General features: G+C 52.2%; 29 protein-coding genes and 3 pseudogenes. 17 read left to right on the top strand and 15 right to left on the bottom strand.

Annotation, left to right across the window (positions count from 1 at the left end):
* Window positions 1-12 precede the first annotated feature (12 nt).
* The 5 genes from NM96_10890 to NM96_10870 all read left to right on the top strand — a co-directional run bounded on the left by NM96_10890 (window position 13) and on the right by NM96_10870 (window position 4,045).
* Window positions 13-525, top strand: a complete 513-nt coding sequence (locus NM96_10890) for an OmpH family outer membrane protein (GenBank protein ID AVR79760.1) — start codon at window positions 13-15, stop codon at window positions 523-525.
* A 196-nt stretch (window positions 526-721) separates the two neighbouring features.
* Complete coding sequence (gene lpxD, locus NM96_10885; protein AVR79759.1) at window positions 722-1,765, top strand: UDP-3-O-(3-hydroxymyristoyl)glucosamine N-acyltransferase; 1,044 nt, start codon at window positions 722-724, stop codon at window positions 1,763-1,765.
* 124 nt (window positions 1,766-1,889) lie between these two features.
* Complete coding sequence (fabZ, locus tag NM96_10880; protein ID AVR79758.1) at window positions 1,890-2,339, top strand: 3-hydroxyacyl-[acyl-carrier-protein] dehydratase FabZ; 450 nt, start codon at window positions 1,890-1,892, stop codon at window positions 2,337-2,339.
* A 206-nt stretch (window positions 2,340-2,545) separates the two neighbouring features.
* The gene (locus NM96_10875) at window positions 2,546-3,226 is read left to right on the top strand and encodes an abi-like family protein (GenBank protein ID AVR79757.1); all 681 of its coding nucleotides are present in this window, start codon (window positions 2,546-2,548) and stop codon (window positions 3,224-3,226) included.
* A gap of 42 nt (window positions 3,227-3,268) precedes the next feature.
* Entirely contained in the window at window positions 3,269-4,045 is a 777-nt protein-coding gene (locus tag NM96_10870; GenBank protein ID AVR79756.1) for an acyl-[acyl-carrier-protein]--UDP-N-acetylglucosamine O-acyltransferase, read from the top strand.
* Between the two features lie 382 nt (window positions 4,046-4,427).
* Here the strand turns inward: NM96_10870 and NM96_10865 are convergent, their stop codons facing one another.
* The gene (locus NM96_10865; protein AVR79755.1) at window positions 4,428-4,622 is read right to left on the bottom strand and encodes a hypothetical protein; all 195 of its coding nucleotides are present in this window, start codon (window positions 4,620-4,622) and stop codon (window positions 4,428-4,430) included.
* A gap of 168 nt (window positions 4,623-4,790) precedes the next feature.
* On the opposite strand from NM96_10865, the pseudogene NM96_10860 reads away from it, so the two are divergent.
* Together NM96_10860 and pdxA are read left to right on the top strand one after the other, a co-directional pair.
* Window positions 4,791-4,898: pseudogene (locus tag NM96_10860) on the top strand (IS5/IS1182 family transposase).
* A 199-nt stretch (window positions 4,899-5,097) separates the two neighbouring features.
* Entirely contained in the window at window positions 5,098-6,108 is a 1,011-nt protein-coding gene (pdxA, locus tag NM96_10855) for a 4-hydroxythreonine-4-phosphate dehydrogenase PdxA (GenBank protein AVR79754.1), read from the top strand.
* Between the two features lie 74 nt (window positions 6,109-6,182).
* On the opposite strand, the gene NM96_10850 is transcribed toward pdxA, so the two are convergent.
* Window positions 6,183-6,494 (bottom strand): hypothetical protein, encoded by a 312-nt coding sequence (locus tag NM96_10850; protein AVR79753.1) that lies wholly within the window; start codon window positions 6,492-6,494, stop codon window positions 6,183-6,185.
* Window positions 6,495-6,705: 211 nt separating this feature from the next.
* Between NM96_10850 and NM96_10845 the strand changes: the two genes are divergently transcribed.
* A complete protein-coding gene (locus tag NM96_10845) occupies window positions 6,706-7,476 on the top strand; it encodes a chromosome partitioning protein (protein ID AVR79752.1) in 771 nt (256 codons plus the stop codon).
* 21 nt (window positions 7,477-7,497) lie between these two features.
* Here NM96_10845 and NM96_10840 read toward each other — a convergent pair.
* The 8 genes and pseudogenes from NM96_10840 to NM96_10805 all read right to left on the bottom strand — a co-directional run bounded on the left by NM96_10840 (window position 7,498) and on the right by NM96_10805 (window position 12,123).
* Window positions 7,498-7,659: pseudogene (locus NM96_10840) on the bottom strand (transposase).
* Window positions 7,660-7,669: 10 nt separating this feature from the next.
* Complete coding sequence (locus NM96_10835) at window positions 7,670-8,314, bottom strand: hypothetical protein (GenBank protein ID AVR79751.1); 645 nt, start codon at window positions 8,312-8,314, stop codon at window positions 7,670-7,672.
* A gap of 111 nt (window positions 8,315-8,425) precedes the next feature.
* A pseudogene (locus NM96_10830) lies at window positions 8,426-8,839 on the bottom strand (transposase).
* A 53-nt stretch (window positions 8,840-8,892) separates the two neighbouring features.
* On the bottom strand, window positions 8,893-9,672 hold the full coding sequence (locus NM96_10825) for a type I methionyl aminopeptidase (protein ID AVR79750.1): 780 nt from the start codon (window positions 9,670-9,672) through the stop codon (window positions 8,893-8,895).
* Window positions 9,673-9,781: 109 nt separating this feature from the next.
* The gene (locus NM96_10820; protein ID AVR79749.1) at window positions 9,782-10,423 is read right to left on the bottom strand and encodes a hypothetical protein; all 642 of its coding nucleotides are present in this window, start codon (window positions 10,421-10,423) and stop codon (window positions 9,782-9,784) included.
* Window positions 10,424-10,492: 69 nt separating this feature from the next.
* Complete coding sequence (locus tag NM96_10815) at window positions 10,493-11,104, bottom strand: BON domain-containing protein (GenBank protein AVR79748.1); 612 nt, start codon at window positions 11,102-11,104, stop codon at window positions 10,493-10,495.
* 73 nt (window positions 11,105-11,177) lie between these two features.
* Window positions 11,178-11,771 carry a phosphoheptose isomerase gene (locus NM96_10810; protein ID AVR79747.1) on the bottom strand — a complete coding sequence of 198 codons (594 nt, stop codon included), beginning with the start codon at window positions 11,769-11,771 and terminating at the stop codon, window positions 11,178-11,180.
* Window positions 11,772-11,775: 4 nt separating this feature from the next.
* Complete coding sequence (locus NM96_10805) at window positions 11,776-12,123, bottom strand: YraN family protein (GenBank protein AVR79746.1); 348 nt, start codon at window positions 12,121-12,123, stop codon at window positions 11,776-11,778.
* 55 nt (window positions 12,124-12,178) lie between these two features.
* Here NM96_10805 and rsmI point away from each other — a divergent pair, with 55 nt between their 5' ends.
* The 9 genes from rsmI to NM96_10760 all read left to right on the top strand — a co-directional run bounded on the left by rsmI (window position 12,179) and on the right by NM96_10760 (window position 20,560).
* Entirely contained in the window at window positions 12,179-13,066 is an 888-nt protein-coding gene (gene rsmI / locus NM96_10800) for a 16S rRNA (cytidine(1402)-2'-O)-methyltransferase (protein ID AVR79745.1), read from the top strand.
* 68 nt (window positions 13,067-13,134) lie between these two features.
* Window positions 13,135-13,506 (top strand): DUF488 domain-containing protein, encoded by a 372-nt coding sequence (locus NM96_10795; GenBank protein AVR79744.1) that lies wholly within the window; start codon window positions 13,135-13,137, stop codon window positions 13,504-13,506.
* Window positions 13,507-13,602: 96 nt separating this feature from the next.
* Window positions 13,603-14,382, top strand: coding sequence for an exodeoxyribonuclease III (gene xth, locus NM96_10790; protein ID AVR79743.1), 780 nt, complete (start codon window positions 13,603-13,605; stop codon window positions 14,380-14,382).
* A complete protein-coding gene (locus NM96_10785; protein AVR79742.1) occupies window positions 14,369-14,713 on the top strand; it encodes a hypothetical protein in 345 nt (114 codons plus the stop codon). The genes xth and NM96_10785 overlap by 14 nt, the downstream gene beginning before the upstream one ends.
* Before the next feature lie 10 nt (window positions 14,714-14,723).
* Window positions 14,724-15,254, top strand: coding sequence for a serine hydrolase (locus tag NM96_10780; protein ID AVR79741.1), 531 nt, complete (start codon window positions 14,724-14,726; stop codon window positions 15,252-15,254).
* Window positions 15,255-15,513: 259 nt separating this feature from the next.
* A complete protein-coding gene (locus NM96_10775; protein AVR79740.1) occupies window positions 15,514-16,323 on the top strand; it encodes a zinc transporter ZupT in 810 nt (269 codons plus the stop codon).
* A 76-nt stretch (window positions 16,324-16,399) separates the two neighbouring features.
* Window positions 16,400-16,891 carry a hypothetical protein gene (locus tag NM96_10770; GenBank protein AVR79739.1) on the top strand — a complete coding sequence of 164 codons (492 nt, stop codon included), beginning with the start codon at window positions 16,400-16,402 and terminating at the stop codon, window positions 16,889-16,891.
* 402 nt (window positions 16,892-17,293) lie between these two features.
* Window positions 17,294-17,587, top strand: a complete 294-nt coding sequence (locus tag NM96_10765) for a transcriptional regulator (GenBank protein ID AVR79738.1) — start codon at window positions 17,294-17,296, stop codon at window positions 17,585-17,587.
* A gap of 135 nt (window positions 17,588-17,722) precedes the next feature.
* Window positions 17,723-20,560, top strand: a complete 2,838-nt coding sequence (locus NM96_10760; GenBank protein AVR79737.1) for a valine--tRNA ligase — start codon at window positions 17,723-17,725, stop codon at window positions 20,558-20,560.
* 158 nt (window positions 20,561-20,718) lie between these two features.
* On the opposite strand, the gene NM96_10755 is transcribed toward NM96_10760, so the two are convergent.
* From NM96_10755 to NM96_10735, 5 genes are all read right to left on the bottom strand, one after another.
* Window positions 20,719-21,060, bottom strand: coding sequence for a hypothetical protein (locus NM96_10755; protein ID AVR79736.1), 342 nt, complete (start codon window positions 21,058-21,060; stop codon window positions 20,719-20,721).
* A gap of 115 nt (window positions 21,061-21,175) precedes the next feature.
* Complete coding sequence (locus NM96_10750) at window positions 21,176-22,096, bottom strand: hydrogen peroxide-inducible genes activator (GenBank protein AVR79735.1); 921 nt, start codon at window positions 22,094-22,096, stop codon at window positions 21,176-21,178.
* Window positions 22,097-22,099: 3 nt separating this feature from the next.
* Complete coding sequence (locus NM96_10745; GenBank protein AVR79734.1) at window positions 22,100-22,375, bottom strand: cell division topological specificity factor MinE; 276 nt, start codon at window positions 22,373-22,375, stop codon at window positions 22,100-22,102.
* A gap of 3 nt (window positions 22,376-22,378) precedes the next feature.
* Complete coding sequence (minD, locus tag NM96_10740) at window positions 22,379-23,194, bottom strand: septum site-determining protein MinD (GenBank protein ID AVR79733.1); 816 nt, start codon at window positions 23,192-23,194, stop codon at window positions 22,379-22,381.
* Window positions 23,195-23,221: 27 nt separating this feature from the next.
* Window positions 23,222-23,926 (bottom strand): septum site-determining protein MinC, encoded by a 705-nt coding sequence (locus tag NM96_10735; GenBank protein ID AVR79732.1) that lies wholly within the window; start codon window positions 23,924-23,926, stop codon window positions 23,222-23,224.
* Between the last annotated feature and the right edge of the window lie 45 nt (window positions 23,927-23,971).

Here is a 23,971-nt window from a genome sequence, read left to right as displayed (position 1 = left end):
AAGGAAATCCAGATGAACATCATTGCCAACGCCTTCCGCCTCGGCGGCGCGGCTTTATTGGGCTTCGGGTTGATGAACCAAGCTGCGGCGGCGGAAGCCGTACAGAAAATCGGCTTTATCAATACCGAGCGCGTTTATCTTGAGTCCAAGCAGGCGCAACGCATTCAGACGACCTTGGAAAAAGAATTCCGCAGCCGTCAGGACGCTTTGCAGAAATTGCAGCAAGAAGGTGAGAAGCTCGAAAAATCCCTGTCCGAAGGCAAATTGCAGGGCAAAGAGCGTGAAGCTGCGGCAAAACGCTGGGGCGAGCTGGTTCAGCAGTTCCGCAAGAAACAGGCGGAGCTGGCAGAAGACTACAATCTGCGCCGCAACGAAGAATTTGCCGCCCTCCAGCAAAACGCCAACCGCATTATCGTCGATCTTGCCAAACGCGAAGGCTACGATGTGATTTTGCAGGACGTGATTTACGTCAACGCGCGTTACGACATTACCGACAGCGTGATTAAAGCCCTGAATACACGTTAATCGGAAGGCTGAACGAGATACAGCAAACCTGTTTTCAGACGACCTCTTTCACTCGAAGGGTCGTCTGAAAATCCAATAAACGATATAATTACTTGTCTTATCACTCCTGCCGGCATACGTTTTAGGCAAACCGTTCTGTCCGACTGCTCCCGCCGTCCCTTTTCAGACGACCTCATCTCAAAGCTTACGAAACATCATGACTTCAAAAACCTACACCCTGTCCCAAATCACAGCGCAGCTTGGCGGCGAATGGTGCGGCAAGGACATTTCCGTCGCCGCCGTGCGCCCGCTCGCAGACGCGCAGGCGGAACACATCAGCTTCCTCGCCAATCCGAAATACAAAGCCGAAGTCCACGACAGCAGCGCGGGTGCGGTCATCGTTTCTGCCAAAGCAGTGGACGAATTTGAAGGGCGCAACCTGATTGTCGCCGACGACCCCTATCTCTATTTCGCCAAAGTCGCCCGCCTGTTTTCACCCATCGTCAAAGCGCGCGGTGGCATCCATCCGACTGCCGTCGTCGAAGAGGGCGCGACCGTTCCTGCAAGCTGCGAAATCGGCGCAAATGCCTACATCGGCGCGAACACCGTGCTTGGTGAAGGCTGCCGCATCTTGGCAAACGCCGTTGTCCAACACGATTGCAAACTGGGCGACGAAGTCGTCCTGCATCCCAACACCGTCGTTTATTATGGCTGCACACTGGGCAACCGCGTCGAAATCCACAGCGGCGCAGTCATCGGCGCGGACGGTTTCGGACTCGCCTTCGCCGGCGATTCATGGTTTAAAATCCCGCAAACCGGCGCAGTTACGCTGGGCGACGACGTAGAAATCGGCTCGAACACCAACATCGACCGCGGCGCGATGAGCGACACCACCGTCGGCAACGGCACCAAAATCGACAACCAAGTCCAAATCGGACACAACTGCAAAATCGGTTCGCACACCGTCATCGCCGCCAAAACCGGCATATCAGGCAGCGTTACCATCGGCAGCTACTGCATCATCGGCGGCGGCGTCGGTACGGTCGGACACATCGAAATCGCCGACAAAACCACCATCGGCGGCGGCACGTCCGTGACCCACAGCATTACCGAAAGCGGCAAACACCTCGCCGGCATCTTCCCGATGTCCACCCATAAAGAATGGGCGCGCAACGCCGTTTACATCCACCGCTTAAGCGAAATGAACAAACGCCTCAAAACATTGGAAAACCGTCTGAGCGACAGCGAAAAAGACGAATAATCCCACAATCGGTTTACATGGCGGATGCGCTTTAAATCCCAACAAAGCGGCAAAGCCTATCGTTTTAAAGCCTCCGCGATGAAACCGCCCAGCCAACCCCGAAATACCAAGGAATACGACGAACATGGACGTACAACTCCCCATCGAAGCCAAAGACATCCAAAAACTCATTCCCCACCGCTATCCGTTTTTGCAACTCGACCGCATCACCGCCTTCGAGTCCATGAAAACCCTGACCGCGATTAAAAACGTCACCATGAACGAGCCGCAGTTCCAAGGCCATTTCCCCGACCTGCCCGTCATGCCCGGCGTACTCATCATCGAAGCCATGGCGCAAGCCTGCGGCACACTCGCCATCCTCAGCGAAGGCGGCCGCAAAGAAAACGAATTCTTCTTCTTCGCCGGCATAGACGAAGCCCGCTTCAAACGCCAAGTCATCCCCGGCGACCAGCTTGTTTTCGAAGTCGAGCTGCTGACCAACAAACGCGGCATCGGCAAATTCAGCGCCGTCGCCAAAGTGGACGGACAAGTCGCCGTCGAAGCCATCATCATGTGTGCCAAACGCGTGGTTTGAGTGTTCAGAAAAAGGTCGTCTGAAAGTTTCAGACGACCTAATAAAAAGAAAACCCACCGGTTTAGGTTTGTTCAAACCCAGGGACACGGTGGGGATTAGTTTTACCTAACTGTATCAAATATAGTTTGAAACGTCAATTTAAAAATAAAGAATCAGGTGTTAGCGTGAATTATAAGGAATGCTGTAGTATTTTTTCTGATTTCAGAATGGAACGGTATAAAAATGCCGTTGGGGAAGACAAAGCAGCTGAATTGTATTTATTGAATTTATCTTTATCAAGAGAACTTTTTCATGTTGTTTCAATATTTGAGATTGTTTTAAGAAACAAAATTGACATTTGCCTTCAGCAGGAGTTTAAAGACAGAAACTGGTTATATGATAGCATACAGCCACAGACGAATCCCGCATTGAAATTTCAAGGTTGCTTTTTAAGAAATGGTACGAAAGAATCTGCTGAATTAATCAAGGTTGCATTATCTAAAATACGAAATAATAGCGGGGGAAAGTTTGACCACAACCAATTGGTTGCAGGACTAGGATTCGGTTTTTGGCGGTATCTGTTTGCAGGAGGGAAAGATGCTCAATTTGATGCTACAGGGAAAGTATTGATGAAAGTTTTTCCAAAAAAGCCCAAATCTACACCAAGTGTGCAATATAACCAAAAATGGATTTTTCAAGAACTTTCCAATATTAACAAATTCCGTAATCGTTTGGCACATCACGAGCCGATTTGTTTTAAAGGTGCAATAAAAGATACTAACTACGCTAGAAATATCCACCGATCTATTTTTGAACTGCTTAATTATATGGATGTAGATACTGCTTCAGTATTCAGCCATTTTAGCGATCAAGTGATTGCGGTCTGCGATGAAATCGACAAACTGTAATTTTCTATTATTTGTCTAAACAAGCAGCGGAGTATTAAAAACATGACCCTCATCCACCCGACCGCCGTCATTGACCCCAAAGCCGAACTCGACTCAAGCGTCAAAGTCGGCGCGTATACCATCATCGGTCCCAACGTCCAAATCGGTGCGAACACCGAAATCGGACCGCATACCGTCATCAACGGCCACACCACCATCGGCGAAAACAACCGCATTTTCCAATTTGCCAGCCTCGGCGAAATCCCGCAGGACAAAAAATACCGCGACGAGCCGACCAAGCTGATTATCGGCAACGGCAACACCATCCGCGAATTCACCACCTTCAACCTCGGCACGGTAACCGGCATCGGCGAAACCCGCGTCGGAGACGACAACTGGATTATGGCGTACTGCCATCTCGCGCACGACTGCGTCATCGGCAACCACACCATCTTCGCCAACAACGCCTCGCTTGCCGGACACGTTACCATCGGTGACTACGTCGTCTTGGGCGGCTACACGCTGGTGTTCCAGTTCTGCCAAATCGGCGACTACGCCATGACCGCCTTCGCCGCAGGCGTACACAAAGACGTACCGCCTTATTTCATGGCGGCAGGCTACCGCGCCGAACCCGCAGGCATCAACAGCGAAGGCATGCGCCGCAACGGCTTCACCGCCGAGCAGATCGCCGCCGTCAAAGATGTGTATAAAACCATCTACCACCGCGGCATCCCGTTTGAAGAAGCCAAAGCCGACATCCTCCGCCGCGCCGAAACGCAGGCCGAGTTGGCGGTGTTTAAAGACTTCTTTGCCCAATCCACGCGCGGGATTATCCGCTGAAGACGGAATCTGCCTGAAGGTCGTCTGAAAACCTGACCGCTTTAACGACGGTTTTTTGATCCGACAAACCTTACCAAGGTCGTCTGAAAAGTTTGCAGGTTTGCCGTTTCAGACGACGTTGTTTTCGTAACATTTGCCTTGTCCTTTCCACGTTTGGCGTGGGAATGGCGGTGGCGCAAGATTCTGTCTTCCATCTAATCGAAAAGGTCGTCTGAAAACTGGGAAACCAAGTTTCAGACGACCTTTTGATTTGTTGGCACGATGTTGATCATGCGTATTTTAGGAACAGATGATTTTGGGCGCGGCATTTTTTAAATGAACCAAATGCCTGCTGTTCCGCCCGCTTTAGTGAACGTGGCTGCTTTCTACGCCGCCTTTGATTTCACCATAGACTTGTGCAGAGCTGCCTTGTCCGGATTGGGCGGCGCAGGCGTTGAGGAGCAGGAGGGCGGTGGTGAGGAAGAAGAATTTTTTCATGCGGGTTTCCTTTGGTTGGATGGGAGGGGAGGTCGTCTGAAACCCAATAATATAGTGGGAGACCTTTGCAAAAATAGTCTATTAACGAAATTTTACGCATAAAAATGCGCCAAAAAAATTTTCAATTGACTAAAACCTTCCTAATATTGAGCAAAAAGTAGGAAAAATCCGAAAGGTTTTGAATTTTGAAAATGAGATTGAGCATAAAATTTTAGTAACCTATGTTATTGCAAAGGTCTCAGTGGATTAACTTTAAACCAGTACGGCGTTGCCTCGCCTTAGCTCAAAGAGAACGATTCTCTAAGGTGCTGAAGCACCAAGTGAATCGGTTCCGTACTATCTGTACTGTCTGCGGCTTCGTCGCCTTGTCCTGATTTAAATTTAATCCACTATACAATAGGGTTGATCCACTCGTTTTTTGATACGGACACTGCCGTCATTCCCGTGCGTGGGTATGACGGGATGGCGGGGTCTTATTGGAATCCGCCCTACATTGCAAAGATGAAAACAAAGGTCGTCTGAAATCCCCATCAACCACTTTCAGACGACCTTTATCCAGATTAAGGAATCGCATCATGTCCCTTCCCGTATTAGCAGTTACCTCCGGCGAGCCTGCCGGTATCGGTCCCGATATTTGTTTGGATTTGGCGTTTGCCGAGTTGCCGTGCCGCCCCGTTGTTTTGGGCGACAAAGACCTATTGGTGCAGCGGGCGGAGATGTTGGGCAAAAACGTTGTCTTGCGGAATTTTGTCCCTAGTGATGCCGATAAAGCCCCGTTGTGTCATGGGGAATTGGAAGTTTTGCATATTCCGCTTGACGCGCCTTGCGAAGCCGGCATGCTCAATCGCGCCAATGCGCGCTATGTCTTGCAACTGCTGGATACGGCATATCAAGGCATTACCGAAGGCATATTCGACGGCATGGTAACCGCGCCGCTACACAAAGGCATCATTAACGATGCAGGTGCGGGTGGCGGATTCTTTAGCGGACATACCGAATACCTCGCCGAAAAAAGTCAGACGGAACAAGTCGTCATGATGTTGGCAGGCGACGGGCTGCGCGTCGCTTTGGTTACGACCCATTTACCGCTGCGCGCGGTCGCCGATGCCGTAACACAGCCGCTCGTCGAGTCTGTCGTCCGTATTTTGAACGCCGATTTACGCGACAAATTCGGCATTGCCCAACCGCATATCCTGGTTACCGGATTGAATCCGCATGCAGGCGAGGGCGGACATTTGGGACACGAAGAAGCCGAAATCATCACCCCTGCGCTGACCCGCCTCAAAAGAGAAGGCATACACGTCAGCGGCCCTTATCCGGCAGACACGGTGTTTCAGCCGTTTTTGCTGAAAGATGCCGATGCCGTTTTGGCGATGTATCACGATCAAGGTCTGCCGACGCTGAAATATGCCGGTTTCGGACAAGGCGTCAACATTACGCTCGGACTGCCGTTTATCCGTACTTCCGTTGACCACGGTACCGCGCTGGATTTGGCGGGAACAGGCAAAGCTGCCTCCGGCAGCCTGATTGAAGCTGTCCGCACCGCTTTGGAAATGGCGGCAGAAATCCGCAAAAAACAGCGTTAAACAAGACGGAATGCCGTTAAAAAGGTCGTCTGAAACCCGATTCCGTTTCAGACGACCTTGTTATTCAAATCCCGTTATTCGTATTTTTCGCAATGGATAGCAGAGTCTTCGCAGAACATCGCCGAAGTTTCCGCATTGCAGGCACGGCGGACAGCACGACGCGCTTCCCATTCGTTTTTCCCCGAAGCCTCAAACAATTTCTGAAACGGCTTGACGCTGCACACATAAACCCGATTCGGGTTGCGCGAACCCGATAAGATAATGCGTTCCAAGCTGGCGACGCGGGCTTCTAAAACTTCAATTCTCTCCTTCAATTCGGCAACCGAAGCCGCATTGGCCGCAGGCAAAACAACGGCAAGCAACAGGGCAAAGAAAGATTTTTTCATGGTATATCTCTAGGGCAGTTAAAAAAACGGCATATTGTATAGCAAGTTCACTTTAAATCGGCGCAGCATTACCTTGTTTTGTCTTGATTTAAAGAAAATTCGCTATAAAACGTCCCTGCCCGCCACCGCCTCCTTTTCAGACGACCTTATACCCATTTCAAGCAAAAAACGTTAAAATTCCGCCATTAATCCATCCGACAGCAGCAAAAACATGAGCGCACAAATCCTCGCCGTTGCCAACCAAAAAGGCGGCGTCGGCAAAACCACCACCACCGTCAACCTCGCGGCATCGCTCGCCTCCAAAGGCAAACGCGTCCTCGTCATCGACCTCGACCCGCAAGGCAACGCCACCACAGGCAGTGGCATAGACAAAGCCCGCCTCGAAGAAGGCGTGTACCAAGTCGTATTGGCCGATACCGACATCAAAACCGCCGTCGTCCGCAGCGGGGACGGCAGCTACGACGTACTCGGCGCCAACCGTGCGCTTGCCGGTGCCGAAATTGAGCTGGTGCAAGAAATCGCCCGCGAAATCCGCCTCAAAAACGCCCTGCAAACCGTCGAAAACGACTACGACTTCGTCCTCATCGACTGCCCCCCTTCGCTGACCCTGCTCACGCTCAACGGACTCGTCGCCGCCAACGGCGTCATCGTCCCCATGTTGTGCGAATACTATGCCCTCGAAGGTATCTCCGACCTTATCGCCACCGTGCGCAAAATCCGTCAGGCAATCAACCCGCGCCTCGACATCACTGGCATCGTCCGCACCCTCTACGACAGCCGCAGCCGCCTCGTCGTCGAAGTTAGCGAACAACTTTTCCAACATTTCGGCAACTTGATGTTCCAAACCGTCATCCCCCGCAACGTCCGCCTCGCCGAAGCCCCCAGCCACGGCATGCCCGCACTCGCCTACGACGCCAACGCCAAAGGCACCAAAGCCTACCTCGCCTTGGCGGAAGAACTGTTGGAACGTACTAAAGGTTGAGTTAGCCTGAAAGATAAAGTCTGGAAGATATAGTGGATTAACTTTAAACCAGTACGGCGTTGCCTCGCCTTGCCGTACTATCTGTACTGTCTGCGGCTTCGTCGCCTTGTCCTGATTTAAAGTTAATCCACTATAAAAAGGTCGTCTGAAAACTGAACTGGCCTCCAAATCTTGGATACTCATAAAAGCCTATTCAGGCGCTCTGTGCAAGCTGGGTTCTGTATGCGACAGGACTCAGCTTTTTCAATTTCAAACTGCAACGCTCCCGGTTGTAGTAATCCATATAGTCATCTATCTGCTTCATCAATTCATCTACCGTCAATTCACCTGCGTTATAGAAACACTCCGTCTTCAACACCGCAAAGAAGCTTTCCATCGGCGCATTGTCCCAACAGTTCGCCTTTCGCGACATGCTTTGAACCATGGAATGCTCCGCAAGCAATTCCCTATACCCCGCCGTACGGTACAGCACACCTTGGTCCGAATGCAGCATCGTTCCTTTATCAGTCAGATGGGGTGCGGCTTTTTCGAGCATTTCCTTCACCATTTCGCTGTTGGCTCTGCGGCTCATGGCGTAGGCGACGATTTCCCTGTTGAACAAGTCCAAGATTGGCGAGAGGTACAGTTTGCCGTCCTTCCCTTTGAGTTCGGTAACGTCGGTCAGCCATTTTTCGTTGGGCTTTCGGGCTTTGAACCGGCGTTTGAGGAGGTGTTCCGATATCTCGCCCATGGCGGGATGGTAGTAGGCTTTTTTCGCCCGTATGAGGGCTTTCAGTTCCAACTGCTTCAATGCGCCTTTGTCCGTAGCGTCCTTTATGCCGCCGGTAGGTTTCGACAAGGAGGGCTTTGTCGGCTGCGTCGGGGTCGGGTCGGTCTTGGTGATGGTAGTAAAAGCTGCTTTTGGGCAGGTTTGCGATGTGCAGCAGGTATTTGAGCGGGTGTTGCGCCCTCAGTGTTTGGACGGTTTGGCTTTGTCCTTTTCGGTCTGCTTTTGGCTGAGGGCTTTTAACTCCTTTAGGTAGGCGACCTCTGCGCGCATATAGCACAGTTCTTCAATAAGCTCTGCCTGTGTTTTTTTGTTGTCGGATTTGTCGGCGATGAAGGGGTTTTTGCGGTGGTGGGGCATGATTTTGGATTGGGGATGTTCGAGTGCGCCGATACCGCCTTCTTGATAGGCGGTTATCCATCGTCTCAGGTGGGTTCGGGAAATGCCGTAGTGGTCTGCGGTACGCTGTTGGCTGCGTATATGCAGGTAGTGGAGTACGGCTTGGTATTTGAAGTGTAATGTATATTTGCTCATAAAAAAACTGCACCTTGTGAGTTGGAGGGGATGTCCAACTTTTGGGGTGCAGTTCAAACTTGATTTCCAAGTTTCCAGACGACCTTTTTGCTTTGAAAGCGGGATGGTTTGACAGATTAGGGTTTGCCGGTGGTAGGGCTGATGGTTAGGATTTCGTAGCCGGTTTCTGTCACTAAAACTTCATGTTCCCATTGGGCGGAGAGGGAGCGGTCTTTGGTTACGACCGTCCAGCCGTCGTTTAGGATGCGCAGGTGGCGTTTGCCCTGGTTGATCATCGGCTCGATGGTGAAAATCATGCCGGGCTTCAGGACGACGCCTTGTCCTTTCCTGCCGTAGTGCAGAACTTGCGGGGCTTCGTGGAAACCGCGTCCGATGCCGTGGCCGCAAAATTCTTGTACGACGGAGTAGCCTGCGTTTTCGGCAACTTGTTGGCAGGCATAGCCGATGTCGCCCAAGGTCGCGCCGGGTTTGACGGCGGCGATGCCCGCCATCATGGATTCGTGGGTGATGTCGATCAGGCGCTGGGCGATGGGGGAGACTTTGCCGACGGTAAACATACGGCTTGAGTCGCCGTGGAAGCCGTCTTTTTTGATGGTCAGGTCGATGTTGATGATGTCGCCTTCTTTGAGCGGCTTGTCGTCGGGAATGCCGTGGCAGATGACGTGGTTGACGGAGGTGCAGCAGGATTTGGGGTAGGGCGGGTTGCCGTAGTGCAAAGGAGCGGGATAGCCGCCTTGGACGTTGACGTGGTAGTCGTAAACGAGTTTGTCGATTTCGTTGGTGGTTACGCCGGGTTTGACGAATTGTCCGATGTAGTCGAGGGCTTCGGCGACGAGTTTGCCTAGTTCGCGCATTTTCTCGATTTCTTCGGGGGTTTTGATGATGATTTCGTTCATGTTGTTTCCTTGATGGTTTCAGACGACCTTGTTGCGGCACAAAGGTCGTCTGAAAGGGAAGAGGATGCAGATTACGGATAAGGCGGCCGCAGGCCGGCGGGTTGTCTGGTTAAAACAGATTGTCCATGACATCTTTGGATTGAGGTTTGGGCTGAACCGGTTTAGGTTGAGCGGGTTTAGGCTGAGCCGGCTTGGGAGCGGGTTTAGGCTGAGCCGGCTTGGGAGCGGGTTGCGGTGCGGGTTTGGATTCGCCCTTCGTTTCGTGAACTTCGGTTTTGGCAGGCTGGGCAGGGGCTTGGGCCTGTGGCTGATCCGCAGGGGTACTTTGGGCAGGTTTGGCTTTGGTTTCCGCTGTTTCTGTCTGCGCGGGCGGTATTTGGTCGTGCTGGTCGTTGTTTTTATCTTTATTTTTCTTATTGTCAGGCTGTGCTTTGGCACGACGGTTTTCGGATTGGTTTTGTGGCGGAATAACGGGGTTTTGAGAAGCGGTTTTTTCTTGTTCGTTTGTTTCGTCTTCAGAGCCTACTATGATTTTTTTCGGTTCGACGGTGCCGTTCGGACGCCAAACTTCCACACCTTCGTCTTTGGGCGCGGTTTGGGCGGATTGGGTGTTGCTGGTGTCGGGTTTGGTATTGAGCGTACCGATAACGCCAACAATCAGTGCGCCGACGGCAATGATGGAAATGACGAAAGCGGCGCGGATAAGGTGTTTAGGTTTGAGTTGGAAAGATTCGTTTTGTTTTTTGGACATAGATCGATGTGTGAAAAGGTGGATGGGGACGGGCGGGATGTTGTTCCCGCCCTTTGGATTAGGGCTGCGTTATTCGGGTTGGGTGTAGTTTTGATACAGGGTAACGACTTTTTGTACGCCGACGGTGGTGCTGACGCGGCGGGTTACCTGCTCTTGCTCTTCGGGTGTCAGTACGCCCATGACGTAAGTAACGTTGCCGTAAGTTACGATTTTGACACGAGCCTGTGTAGCGGGTTTGAGGCCTAAAAGGGCGGTGCGGACTTTGGATGTACCCCATGTGTCGTTGGTTATGTCGCCGATGGTGCGTTCTTGGGAGGCAACGGTGATGTAGTTGTACACGCCTTCGGCGGCTTGTTCGGCGCGGGCGATTTGTTCGACGAATTGTTTTTCGCCTTCAGTGGCGACTTGTCCGAGCAGCAGCAGTTGGCGGTTGTAGCCGACAACGTTGATTTTGGGGGTGTAACCCTGCGCTTGGTTGTTTTGGCGCAGGTAGGAGCGGGCAGTGGTTTCGACGCGCACGGCCATTACGTTGTCGTCGGTTTGCGCGCCTGTGGTGCGGCGGTCGACGGCGGATTTGGTGCCGACTGCCGCGCCGCCGAGGAGTACGCCGACACAGCCGCTGAGTGTCAGGCTGAGGAGGAGGGCGGTCAGAACGGGTGCGGTATGACGTTTGATGTTCATATTTTTTCCTTGATGATGGGTTCGGCGGATATGTTTCAGACGACCTTTAAAAGAGGGTCGTCTGAAAAAAGGCTTACATTCCTTCAAGCAACATGGAGTCGATGCAGTCGCACATGGCGTGTATCAGCAGGATATGGTTTTCCTGAATGCGGGCGGTGCGCGGGTAGGGGACGTTGAGCAGTACGTCGGTGTCTTTGAGCATGGCGGCGATTTTGCCGCCGTCGCGGCCGGTCATGGCGATGACGTGCATATCGCGTTCGTGTGCCGCTTTGATGGCTTCGATGACGTTGGCGGAGTTGCCGGAGGTAGAGATGCCGACCAAAACGTCGCCGGCACGTCCGAGCGCGCGCACTTGCTTGCTGAACACATGGTCAAAACCGTAGTCGTTGCCGATGGCGGTCAGCGCGGAAGTGTCCGTCGTCAGCGCGACGGCGGCAAGTTCCATGCGCTCTTTTTCAAAGCGTCCGGTCATTTCGGCGGCGAAGTGCTGCGCGTCGGCAGCCGAACCGCCGTTGCCGCAGGCTAAAATTTTGCCGTCGTTCATCAGGCATTGCAGCATCAATTCCGCCGCTTGAGCGGTCGGCTCAATCAACACTTTTTCGGCTTCCTGCTTGGCAAGGATGCTTTCGGCGAAATGGGCGGCAACGCGCTCTTGTAAAGTCGTCATATCGTCAACCTGTAATATTCTTTATCCATTCGGGCGGGCGGTTTCCTTCTATCAGCACCGCATCGATGCGGCACGCGCTATCCGTCATGCCGTTTTGTTGCAGATAATACTCCGCAGACCGTTGCAGTTTCAATAACTTAGACGGCGAAATACTGTATGCGGCACCGCCGAAACCCTGATTTTTGCGGTATTTTACTTCAACAAACAGAATCATGTTACCGTTTTTGACAATCAAATCGATTTCACCGTAAGCGCAGTGCCAGTTGCGCGCCACGAGTTTGCAGCCTTGCGAAAGAAGAAACGCCAGCGCGGCATCTTCGCCCGCCACCCCTTGTTTGTGGTTCAGACGCATGGAAGTTTACCCCGTATAATATCGTTATATTGTTTTCAGACGACCTGATAAAGCCATGTTTCAAAAACACCTTCAAAAAGCCGCCGACAGTATTGAAAAACGGACATTATACGTTGTCGCCACGCCCATCGGCAATTTGGCGGATATCACCCTGCGCGCACTCGCCGTCCTGCAAAAAGCCGACATTATCTGCGCCGAAGATACGCGCGTTACCGCACAGCTTCTGAGCGCATACGGCATACAGGGCAAACTCGTCAGCGTGCGCGAGCATAACGAACAGCAAATGGCGGACAAAATCATCAACCATCTTTCAGACGACCTCACTGTCGCACAAGTTTCCGACGCAGGTACGCCCGCCGTCTGCGATCCCGGTGCGAAACTCGCCCGCCGCGTGCGTGAGGCTGGGTTCAAGGTCGTCCCCGTTGTCGGCGCGAGCGCGGTCATGGGGGCATTGAGCGTCGCAGGCGTTACCGAACCCAATTTCTACTTCAACGGTTTCCTACCGCCGAAATCCGGCGAACGGCAGAAGCTGCTTGCCAAATGGGCGCAGGCTGATTTCCCCGTTGTGATGTTTGAAACCCCGCACCGCATCGAAGCCACCCTTGCCGACATGGCGGCCCTCTTCCCCGAACGCAGCCTGACCCTTGCCCGAGAAATCACCAAAACCTTTGAAACCTTCCTCAGCGGCACGGTTACTGAAATTCAGACGACCCTGAAAAACGACGGCAATCAGGTGCGCGGCGAAATGGTGCTCATCCTCCATCCTGCGCCCCGTGAAAAACACGGTACCTTGCCCGATACCGCCCAAAACGTTATGAAAATCCTCGCTGCCGAACTGCCCACCAAGCAGGCCGCCGAACTTGCCGCCAAAATTACCGGCGAAGGCAAAAAAGCCTTGTACGATTTGGCATTGGAATGGAAACGGGTTTCAGACGACGTTTGAAGGTGAAAGGTCGTCTGAAAGGACTCGGTGCCGTTTGATTGAACCCAAGATATAGGAGCAGAAAAACGATGTTTACCGTACAACGCATTTATCGTTACCTCCCCGCAGACGGACAAACCGCCGTCTTTATCGACCGCCTTTATCCGCGTGGGGTGACGAAGGAAAAGTTCGCCTCCGTCCTCTGGCTCAAAGACATTACGCCGAGTGCCGCCCTGCGCCGTTGGTATCATGAAAACCCGGAGCAGAATTTCGACGGCTTCGTTACGCGCTATCACGAAGAATTGCAGGGCGAGGTGCAACAGCGCGCCGTAGCCCGCCTGCTTGAGTTGGAGAAGCAAAACGGCAGGGTATGGCTGCTGACCGCCGTCAAGAATCCGCAGCGTTCCCATGTTTCGGCGTTGGCCCAGTTTTTAGGTGCGGCGTTTGAGTATCGGGAATAGGATGGATTTGTCCGAACCTGTTTTTCAGACGACCTTTGCCGCTATCGGTTACAATCCGTTTTTTCTCCTCAAACCAATATTCCAAAGCACAAAATTATGCTGAAAATCATCTCTGCCAACGTCAATGGCATCCGCTCCGCCTACAAAAAAGGGTTTTACGAATACATCGCCGCATCGGGTGCGGACATTGTCTGCGTGCAGGAACTCAAAGCGCAGGAAGCCGATTTGTCCGACGAAATGAAGAATCCGCACGGGATGCACGGCCATTGGCATTGCGCCGAAAAACGCGGTTACAGCGGCGTAGCGGTGTACAGCAAACGCGCACCTGACCATGTGCAAATCGGTATGGGCATTGAAGAATTCGACAGGGAAGGGCGGTTTGTGCGCTGTGATTTCGGAAAGTTGTCGGTGATTTCGCTTTATCTGCCCAGCGGCACCAGCGCGCCGGAGCGGCAGGAATTGAAATACCGCTTTTTAGACGCGTTCTATCCCATGCTTGAAGCCATGAAGGCGGAGGGACGCGACATTGTTGTCTGCGGCGACTGGAACATCGCCCACCAAAACATCGACCTGAAAAACTGGAAAGGCAATCAGAAAAACTCAGGCTTCCTGCCCGAGGAGCGCGAATGGATAGGCAAAGTCATCCATACGCTCGGCTGGACGGATATATGGCGCACGCTCTATCCCGACAATCCCGGCTATACTTGGTGGAGCAACCGCGGACAGGCGTATGTGAAAGATGTCGGGTGGCGCATCGACTATCAGATGGTTACGCCCGAGCTCGCCGCCAAAGCGGTGTCCGCGCATGTTTATAAAGACGAGAAATTTTCCGACCATGCCCCTTTGGTCGTGGAGTACGACTATGCTGCCCAATAAAGTTTTCGGCAAATACGATTGGAATGTGAACGGTAAAACCGGCATAGGTGCGGCATGGGTGGTCGCCGCGTTTGTACTGCCTATGCTGGTGTGGACGATATTCATGCTGGCGCGGATGTCCGGCTGGGTTGAAATGACCCGCGCCAATCCGCTTTGGGCGGGGGTGTGGCTGCTGTTTTCGCTGCCCTGCCTCATGATTGCCGCCAAGTGTTTCGGCTGGAAAGGCTGGCGGTTGATTGCCAACATCCTGATCTGCCTCGCCACCTGCGCCGTTTTAAGTGTCCCAGCCGCGCTCTTGATTACCTTTACGCTCAACGATTTGCTCAAATAGGTCGTCTGAAATGCGAACTTTCGAACTCGAAGACCTGACGCTTTTCTTGATACGCGACGCGGACGAGGCGGAAATGTGGATAGACCGCTGGGCGGTCAGCTATCCCGTCGTCCAAACCGCCGCTGCTTCCGCCGGCCAAAGCATCGCCCAATGGCAGGCAAACCTTCAGACGGCGTTTGCAGGCATCAGCGGCGAACACATCGCTGTCGTCGCCCATGGCGCAGGCGTATCCGCCTTTTTGGCTTGGCTCTACCAAACCGACATTCTGACACAGAAAAAAATCGTCAACATCATCCTCGTCTCGCCGCGCCCCGAAGCATTCCCCGACGATGAAATACACACCCTCCGGCGCGTCCGTTGCCCCTGCCGCACCGCGCTTGTCATCGCCGAACAAAACGGTACGCCGCGCAACTGGGCGGAAGAGCGGGCAAACCTGTGGAACGCCCGCCTCCTCCTGTCGCCGCACTCCGGCACGCTCAACGGCGCACTCGGCGGCTGGCAATGGGGCATGAAGCTGATACAGGAAATGCTCTTGAGTTGAGTAAAACGCTTGTAAGGATTAAAGAAGAAAAGGTCGTCTGAAACCGGAAATCAGGTTTCAGACGACCTTTTTGTTACGTTAAAGTGAAATGAAAAGTCTGTGCCGTCATGCCTGCGCAGCCGCCTTTGCGTAAGCGGGTAGGGAATGACAGTTTCAATATTTTCCATCTTAATCTTTATTTATGAAAATAATAACTATTCTCTTTTGTGGAAATATGTGTTAGCCTGATGGCATTACATTCACTGAAGAACCGATTTTCATGCTTGATATTGCCTTGCCCAACCTTATCACCGCCTTCGGCATCGCCCTTGCCGCCGGATTGTTTACCGTATTGGGCAGCGGGTTGGTGATGTTTTCCAAAACGCCCAACCCGCGCGTATTGTCGTTCGGATTGGCGTTCGCGGGCGGGGCGATGGTGTATGTGTCGCTGACGGAGATTTTCAACAAATCCAGCGAAGCCTTCGGGCAGGTTTACGACAAAGACAAAGCCTTCGCCGCCGCGACGCTGGCTTTTCTGGCAGGCATGGGCTCGATTGCGCTGATTGACCGCCTTGTGCCGAACCCGCATGAAACGCTCGATCCGCACGACCCCGCTTTTCAGGAAAACAAACGCCGCCACATCGCCCGAGTCGGCATGATGGCGGCGTTTGCGATTACCGCGCACAATTTTCCCGAAGGTTTGGCAACGTTTTTCGCCACGCTGGAAAATCCCGCCGTCGGGATGCCGCTGGCGCTCGCGATTGCGATACACAATATTCCCGAAGGCATTTCCATTGCCGCGCCCGTTTATTTCGCCACCCGCAACCGCAAAAAAACCGTCCTCGCCTGTCTCGCTTCAGGACTGGCCGAACCCTTGGGCGCGGTTTTGGGCTACACCATGCTCAAGCCGTTTTTATCGCCTTTCGTGTTCGGTGCAGTGTTTGGCGTGATTGCGGGCGTGATGGTGTTTCTTGCGTTGGACGAATTGCTGCCCGCCGCCAAGCGTTATTCCGACGGACACGAAACCGTTTACGGGTTGACGTCCGGCATGGCGGTGATTGCCTTGAGCTTGGTGTTGTTTCATTTTTGATCTGATTCCGCTTCAGGCTGATACCGCAAAGCGATTGTTCTATAATTGCCGTTGTTTTCGATTTTGGAACGGCATGATGTATCTCGAACAGGAAAAACCTTATCGGCCTTTGCTGACGGCATTGATTTTTGCCGCATTGCCGCTGGCGTTATTGATTCATGATGTGTTTGCCATGATGGCGGGTGGCGGCGGATTGCTGTTTAGCCGGCAGGGTGGCGGATGGTCTGTGGCGAAAGGTTGGAACGATTCGGCAGTGTGGCTGGTTGCAGGCGTGTTTTTCTTTTTCAATCTGTTGATTGCTGCCGTTTTGGTCAAAGCGGCTTTGAAAAAAATGTTGCGCAGATATGCCCGCCATGCGCTGTTTCTTGCCGGCATGGCAGCTTGTGCGGCTGCCGCCGTTTGCTTGATGCTGGAGGCAGTTTTAGGCAGTACTGCATTGGGAGGGATGCGTAACGGCGGGATATTGTGTTACACGGTGGGCGTGTGGATGATTGCAATGATGACCTTGCCGAAACAGCTGACACGCTCCATCGTCCAGCCGATTACCTTTTATCCGAGAAAGCGCTAGGCAGCGTTTTGAGGCCGAATAGCTGAAAATACGCATTGGAATACGGTTCTATTGCGTATTTTTTGCGCAAAATATTATGATGAATTAATAATTGCGAATGAAATATTCCTGTTTGAATTGTTTATTTTTGTAAAATATTACTGATGCTTAAAATATATATTTTTGATTTATAATAATAATTTTATTGAAATTATTTGACTTGGAAATATTTTTGCAAATTATCAAGAATCTGACAAAACTTCTTTCGAATATACTGTCTAAACATTCAGTATAGATAGTTTTCTATCGCGCAGCCGATTGTCATTTGTGTAACAATTCAGGCTGTATCGAAAGCTTCCGCATCCCGTTGCAGAGAAGCAGAATTGCTTATCAACAAACAATACAGAAGAAAAAGGAATTTTCATGAAGTCGTTTGAGAAAATTGACAACATCCGCGATATCCGCAAAAAACTCGGTTTGAACCAAATGGACTTTTGGAGCCGTATCGGCGTAACTCAGTCCGGTGGTTCACGTTACGAATCCGGCCGCAATATGCCCAAACCTGTACGCGAGCTGCTGCGCTTGGTACACATCGAACGCGTTGACTTGGCAAAAGTAAACCGCGACGATTTGGCGATTGCCTCCCTGCTGAAAAACCGCGATCCTGAGTTGTACGCTTCCCTGAAGAAAGAAGCCAAATCCGATAAAGGCAAATAAGCCCGTTTCGATTTGTTTCAAAAAGGTCGTCTGAAACGATATTCCGTTTCAGACGACCTTTTTGCGCTATAATCCGCAATTATTTTTTAAACAGACGTTTGCCCGCAAACCCTTTTACAGACAGCATTTTTTACCATGTTAGATAAATACAATCCCGCCGAAATCGAATCCAAACACTATCAAAACTGGGAAACCCAAGGTTATTTCCAGCCCGATATGGATTTGACCAAACCGTCTTTTTCCATCCAACTGCCGCCGCCCAACGTAACCGGTACGCTGCACATGGGCCATGCCTTCAACCAAACCATTATGGACGGTCTGACCCGCTACTACCGCATGAAAGGCTGCAACACCGCCTGGATTCCGGGCACCGACCACGCGGGCATTGCCACGCAAATCGTAGTCGAGCGTCAGCTTGCCGCGCAAAATGTGTCCCGTCATGACTTGGGCCGCGAAAAATTCTTGGAAAAAGTGTGGGAATGGAAAGAAGTGTCCGGCGGCACGATTACGCAGCAGATGCGTCGCGTGGGCTGTTCTGCCGACTGGACGCGCGAGTATTTCACGATGGACGACATGCGTGCCGAAACCGTAACCGAAGTGTTCGTGCGCCTGTATGAGCAAGACTTGATTTACCGCGGCAAACGCTTGGTGAACTGGGACCCTGTATTGGGTACGGCGGTATCGGATTTGGAAGTGGAAAGCGTGGAAGAACAAGGCTCTATGTGGCACATCCGCTATCCGCTGGCGGACAATCCCGCCGAAGCCGTTATCGTAGCGACCACCCGCCCTGAAACGCTGCTGGGCGACGTGGCCGTTGCCGTCAATCCTGAAGACGAACGTTATACCCATTTGATCGGCAAAGAATTGATCCTGCCGCTGACCGGCCGCACCATCCCCGTGATTGCCGACGAATACGTTGAAAAAGACTTTGGCACCGGCTGCGTGAAAATCACGCCTGCGCACGACTTCAACGACTACGAAGTCGGCAAACGCCACGACACACGCCTGATTAACGTGTTCGATTTGGAAGCCAAGGTGCTGGCTAACGCCGAAGTGTTCAACTTCAAAGGCGAAGCGCAACAAGGCTTTGCCCTGCCTGAAAAATACGCAGGCTTGGACCGCTTTGCCGCGCGTAAACAAATGGTTGCCGATTTGCAGGAACAAGGCTTGTTGGTCGAAATCAAAGCACACACGCTGATGACGCCGAAAGGCGACCGCACCGGTTCAGTGATTGAGCCGATGCTGACCAGCCAATGGTTTGTCGCCATGTCCGCCACACCAAACGGCGGCGAGCCTGACAGCGAATTCAAAGGCTTAAGCCTCGCCGACAAAGCCAAAAAAGCCGTCGACAGCGGCGCGGTACGCTTCATCCCCGAAAACTGGGTCAATACCTACAACCAATGGATGAACAACATCCAAGACTGGTGCATCTCACGCCAACTGTGGTGGGGGCATCAGATTCCCGCGTGGTACGACGAAGCAGGCAATGTTTACGTCGCCCGCAATCAGGCGGAAGCCGAAAAACAAGCCGGCAAAACAGGCTTGACCCGCGACGAAGACGTATTGGATACATGGTTCTCCTCCGCGCTCGTGCCGTTCTCCACGCTCGGCTGGCCGTCTGAAACCGACGAACTCAAAGCCTTCCTGCCGTCCAACGTCTTGGTCACCGGCTACGAAATCATCTTCTTCTGGGTGGCGCGCATGATTATGATGACCACCCACTTCACCGGCAAAGTGCCGTTTAAAGACGTGTACATCCACGGCATCGTGCGCGACTATGACGGCAAAAAAATGGCCAAATCCGAAGGCAACGTCATCGACCCCGTCGATTTGATCGACGGTATCGGTTTGGACAAGCTGCTGGTGAAACGTACGACCGGTCTGCGCAAACCCGAAACCGCGCCGAAAGTGGAAGAAGCCACGAAAAAACTCTTCCCAGAAGGCATCCCCAGCATGGGCGCGGACGCATTGCGCTTCACCATGGCGAGTTACGCCAGCTTGGGCCGCAGCGTGAACTTCGACTTCAAACGCGCCGAAGGCTACCGCAACTTCTGCAACAAAATCTGGAACGCCACCAACTTCGTCTTGATGAACACCGAAAACCAAGACTGCGGCTACGGCGCAACCGCCACCGAGCCGCGTGGCTATTCCTTCCCCGATATGTGGATCATAGGTCGTCTGAATCAGACCATCGAACAAGTAACGCAAGCCTACGAAACCTACCGTTTTGATTTGGCGGCGGAAACCCTGTACAGCTTCGTATGGAATGACTATTGCGACTGGTATCTGGAACTTGCCAAAGTACAGCTCCAAACCGGCTGCGCCAGCCGCCAACGTGCCACACGCCATACCTTATTGCGCGTACTCGAGGCCGCCCTGCGCCTGCTGCATCCGATTATCCCGTTCATCACCGAAGAATTGTGGCAAACCGTCGCCCCCATGTGCGACGTCAAAACCGCCGACAGCATCATGCTCGCCCGTTTCCCAGAAGCCGACCGCGAACAAATCGTTCAGACGACCTTCGAGCAAATGACCGTGTTGCAGGATTTGATTGGCGCTGTCCGCAACCTGCGCGGCGAAATGGGCATCCAGCCCAACGTGAAAGCCCCGCTGTTTGTCGAAAGCGCGGACGACCTAGCGGACTACCTCAAATACCTGCCGATGATGACCCGCCTGACCGAAGCACAGCAAGTCGCCGCCCTGCCCGAAAGCGAAGACGCCCCCGTTGCCGTCTGCAACGGCGCGCGCCTGATGCTGAAAGTCGAAATCGACAAAGCCGCTGAAACCGCCCGTTTGGGCAAAGAAGCCGAGAAGCTGCAAAAAGCCTTGGACAAACTCAACGCCAAACTCTCCAAACCCGGCTACACCGAAAAAGCCCCCGCGCATCTGGTGGAAAAAGACAAAGCCGATTTGGCGGAATTGGAAGACAAAATGGCGAAAGTTCAAAATCAGTTGGCGAAGTTGAAAGACTGATTGTTGGTTGAACAATTACAGAGGTCGTCTGAAAACCTTGGTTTCAGGTTTTCAGACGACCTCTTTTTGATTATTTACAGCATTTAACTCTCCGCGAAATAAATAATCACAAAGAATATCTAACGCATATTCCTAATATGGTGGATATTTTTCTGATGCTATTCCGCGCAAGATTTTAAAGCCAATGCTTTTCTGACAGCTTCCTTCTCTCCTTTCACATTAGCAAGCTCTGTGGCTTTAACTCCGTCACCTTGTCCATATCCGAACCATGTCGCCTGCTTCTCACTGTTTTTTACGCGTTGCTCTTGGGCAACAACTAAAACTGATTCTCGTCGTGATATGGAATCAAGCTCGGTTTGCAGTTGATGGCAATCAAATAAACTGTACTTCGCACTTGAGATATAAGCTGGCGCAATCTGTGATGATGGTGTAGCCATGTTTGGATAAACGCAGCCCGAAACAAGCAATAAAATCAATACCGACAATGCAATCTTATTCATTGAAAATTCATCCTTTTGTTTTGACTATACAAGGTTGTAATCAGGATTAATCTTGTTTGATAAAATGTCAGGTGGTATTAATCAGTCTCCATCTAAATTTTATAACAACGCCCTTTTATTCCTTCACAAAACTTACGCCGTGAAGATGGGAATTGAGGATGGCAGTCCGCAAGGCAGTCAATGCTTTGGGGCGAACGAAGTTCCGACGGTATGCCAAAACGACGCGACGGTGCGGTACGGAGCCTGAAAACGGGATGATGCTGAACAGCAAATGGTCGTTTTCGGTCAATGCTGTAGCGGGCATGACGCTGATAGCGAGACCGCTGGCAACCATGTGGCGGATAGTGTTGATGGAGCTGCCTTGCAGGGTGTTGGTCAGACCTTGGATTTTCTGCTTGGCGGCCAGCTCGGAACAGCTTGATAAAACTTGGTCGCGCATACAGTTGCCTTCCGTCAGCAACAAGACCTGCTCTTCGCCCAACATCTGCGGGGTAACGGCATCGAGTTCTTCGAAATGGTGTCCTTTGGGGACGATGACGAAGAAAGGCTCGTCATACAAAGGCTCGGTGACGATACCCGGCTCTTGGAAGGGTTCTGCGACTACGATGGCATCGACGTCGCCGCGTTTGAGCGATTCGGTCAGGATGTGCGTGTAGTTTTCTTCGAGCATCAGGGGCATTTTCGGCGCGGTTTCGCGCAGGGAAATGATGAGCTTGGGCAGAAGGTAGGGGGCGACGGTAAAAATCAGACCGAGTTTGAATGCGCCTTCCAATTCGTTTTGCTCTTCGCTGGCAAGGTGCTTGATCAGCTCGGCTTCTTCCAACACGCGACGGGCTTGGGCAATGATGCGCTCGCCCGCTTCGGTGGTGATGATGTCGTTGCTGCTGCGGTCAAACAGGGATACCGACAGCTCTTCTTCCAGCTTTTTGATGGCGATGGAAAGGGTGGGCTGGCTGACAAAGCAGCGGCGCGCGGCACGTCCGAAATGACGCTCCTGCGCGACGGCTACGATGTAACGCAATTCGGTCAAGGTCATGTGTTAAGCCTTTTTCTGTTCCGTTTTTTGTTCAGGCAGGGTGATGTTCAATTCGAGAACGTCCATACCGTCCTGCTTTTCTTGGGAAATGCGGATGTCGTCCAGGGAAACGTTGACGTATTTGGACAATACTTCCAGTAATTCTTTGCGCAGGGTCGGCAGGTAGTCGGGAGCCTTTCCTTCTTGAGCGCGTTCTTGGGCAATGATGATTTGCAGGCGGTCGCGCGCGACGGCGGCGGTTTTCGGCTTTCTGCCAAACAACATATCTATTAATGACATGGCTTAGCCTCCGAACAGTCGTTTGAAGAAGCCTTTTTTCTCAGCTTCAAGGAAACGCATTTCGCGGTTTTCACCCAAGAGGCGCGCGATGACGTCTTTGTAGGCTTCGGCAGCGGAAACGCTGTTTTGGTGGATGACGGGTTCGCCGGCATTGGATGCTTGCAGGACGTTTTGCGATTCGGGAATGACACCGATGAGCGGGATGCGCAGGATGTCGCAAATATCTTGTACGGACAGCATTTCGCCTTTGTTGACGCGTTCGGGAGAATAGCGGGTAATCAGCAGGTGTTCTTTAACTGTGCCGCCTTGTTCGGCTTTGCGGGATTTGCTTTGCAGGATGCCCAAGATACGGTCGGAGTCACGGACGCTGGATACTTCGGGGTTGGTTGTAACGATGGCTTCGTCGGCGAAGTAGAGTGCCATCAATGCGCCCTGTTCAATACCGGCGGGAGAGTCGCAGATGATGTATTCGAATCCCATTTTGTCACTGCTCAATTCCTGCATGACTTTCTCAACGCCTTCACGGGTCAGTGCGTCTTTGTCGCGGGTTTGCGATGCAGGCAGAATGAAGAGGTTTTCGCAGTTTTTGTCTTTAATCAGTGCCTGGGTGAGCGTGGCTTCACCCTGGATGACGTTAATCAGGTCATACACAACGCGTCGTTCGCAACCCATAATCAGATCGAGGTTACGCAAACCGACGTCAAAGTCGATAACGGCAGTCTTGTGGCCTCGCAATGCCAATCCGGCTGCAATACTGGCGCTGGTCGTGGTTTTACCTACGCCGCCTTTACCTGATGTTACTACGATGATTTTTGTCACGATATTTCCTTTCAAATTTTGGAACGGTTAATCTGTGTCGATTGCGCTGATAACCAAACGGTTGTCTTGCAATGAAACCTGTACGGCTTTTTTGTGCAGGTGGTCGGGCAGGTCTTGTTCGAAATTGCGGTAGATGCCCGCTACGGAGACCAGCTCCGCCTGCATGGAGTGAATAAAGATGCGCGCGTTGGTGTTGCCTTTCGCGCCTGCCAGCGCCCTGCCGCGCATGGGTGCATAGACGTGAATGTTTCCGTCAGCAATGAGTTCCGCACCTTCACTGACGATGCCGGTTACGATAAGGTCGCCGTTTTCCGCATAAACCTGCTGTCCGGTGCGGACGGGGGTACTGATGAGGACGGTCGGGTTATTGATGACGGTTGCCTGAACGGGGGCAGGCTCTTGGTTGATTTTGGGTTGTTGCGGCTCGGATTTGTCGCTGCGGCTGAAAACCAAATGATAACGTGCAGCAAAAGACGACCAACTTTCACTTTCATGGCGCAGCCCTAAAATCTGCATGCCATAACGGGCAAAAAGGGTCAGCATAGCTCCGATGTCCAATGACTCGGGATGATCGAAATCCTGTACGTCTAAAACAAAAGGAACAATATCCAATTCTTGATACTGACCGGCGCGCTGGCGCAAAAATTCTTCCAGTTCGGTCAAGTCTGCGGTATGCAGGTGAATAGCCAGTACGTCAAGCCGGGCTGACTTTATGTCGAAGGCGGGTTTCATAGTGAGTAAATCATAAAATTTTTTAATTGTATAAGTTTACCGTGT

It is taken from the genome of Neisseria mucosa, assembly GCA_003028315.1.
Lineage (GTDB): Bacteria > Pseudomonadota > Gammaproteobacteria > Burkholderiales > Neisseriaceae > Neisseria > Neisseria mucosa.
The sequence above is the reverse complement of the archived record's forward strand: the minus strand, read 5'-3'. Positions and strand labels throughout refer to the sequence as shown.